This is a genomic window from Bacillus sp. JJ1474 (assembly GCF_036965225.1).
In the GTDB taxonomy this organism is placed as follows: Bacteria; Bacillota; Bacilli; order Bacillales; family Cytobacillaceae; genus Cytobacillus.
Genome location: NZ_JBALPC010000118.1, coordinates 12,105 through 13,775, shown reverse-complemented (window position 1 = coordinate 13,775; position 1,671 = coordinate 12,105). Strand labels below are relative to the sequence as shown.

General features: G+C 32.5%; 2 protein-coding genes. Both read right to left on the bottom strand.

Annotation, left to right across the window (positions count from 1 at the left end; genetic code table 11):
• On the bottom strand, window positions 1-1,326 hold a 1,326-nt coding region (locus tag V7164_RS15530; RefSeq protein ID WP_335354525.1), incomplete at its 3' end, for a hypothetical protein.
• 182 nt (window positions 1,327-1,508) lie between these two features.
• Window positions 1,509-1,671 (bottom strand): DUF2129 domain-containing protein (locus V7164_RS15525; RefSeq protein ID WP_335354527.1); only part of this gene is annotated, 163 nt, incomplete at its 5' end.

Here is a 1,671-nt window from a genome sequence, read left to right as displayed (position 1 = left end):
AATGACCGCTAATGGTCTTTCTAATAAACCATAATCTTCTTCGTTATATATAAAAATATTTCTGTTTAGAAAAAAACGGTATGTATTTGACCCTTTCTTTAGAAGAATAGTTTCCTTATCAGTAAGAACTTCTGCTTCATAATCTAATGCTATCATTGTATTAATAAAAGGAAACATACTATTTCCTTCTTCAAAAATAACCTCTAATCCTTCATTAGCAGTACCATTTACAACAACTTTTCGAGAATCGTAAAAATAAAGAGGAACAAGAGAGTCGACTTTCCCTTCATTCAATGTGAAAAATCGGGTACTTAAACCTCGGATTTCAGAAACAAAGTTATCTAAATTTTGTAAGGTTAAAGGTTTAGAACTACTATTAATAGCAGTAAAGAAATCCCCTATTTCCTCTTCTGTCAGCTTATTCTTCATTTCAAGTAAAACTTGATTGCCCTTTGCAGTGCCCGCTTGTAAATTAGCCGAATAGGAAGTAAGAACATCAATGACCCAATTTTCTTCATTTGGGAGATTTTTTAATTTTTTCTCATAAAAATAGTTAAATATTTTCCGTTTAAAAGCATCTTCTTTAATATCTGGTTTTGAAATTAAAAGACCTTTGCTAGACTGTTCATTAATTTGATTCGTAAAAATGACAGATATGTAAGGAAAATCTTTTAGACTTTGAATCTCCTTAATAATAGTATTGTTAATTTCTTGATTGCTAAAATAAGTAACCAGCCCATTTTTGCTTTCTGTAGCTAGGAGAGGTTCAGACTGCCAATAAACAGCAGGAGCGCTTCCGATTCCCTCAAAATAATAATAATCAATTAAATCCATTTCTTTGAATCCCTTCAGCATTGCCCCTGCTGCCCATGTACCGCCTTTTTTAACAGAATCAACAATAATAATAGATGATCTTGTTACAGCAACCTCAGACAAAGATGTGGTCCAATCTTCAAGTAAAAAGGCCTTACTATCCTTTGTAATCGGGATTATATATTCAAATACGAGCTGATTCTGTTCAGGGATTAAAATTAATGCCTGATCCTCCTTTGATTCGCAAGGTTTATTATTAATATTGATACATGACCAGCGAAAAAGGCTTTCAGGCTTTTCAACCTTATATTCATTCCCGGCTGTAAGTCCTGTTATCTTTTGTGTGATAGACAGCTCATTTGCGTTCGATTTAACAGTTATTTCTTGGACTGCTCTCTCAAAAGTTTCATTTGTGAATTCGTTTTGCTTTGAATATGCCTTCCATTGCCAAAACAACATACCTCCGATAACTGTTGTTAACACGATAGAAATTAGAACAAATGTTTTCCACATACTAATCCCCTTCACTAACTTTCCTAATAATAACCATAGCAAATCCGAGTGCATCAGTACATGAATTTTGTATAAATATGACGAAAAAATAGTTTTTTTCTTCGATCTGTTTATTTAGGTTAAAACAGTTAATAGCATGTAATGGAAAAATTGAAAAAGGCAAGGACTAATGCCCTCACCTTTTATATGCCCATCTTATAATCGTATTCCTTTGCTTTATCTGGCTTTGAATTCTCAAATTCCAACTTCAAGAAAGGTTTATACGATGGTTCAACCTTTTTTACAAATGAAAAAGCACTTATTTTTGCCATTATTTCCTCTGTTTCGTCAAGATTACAATATAAC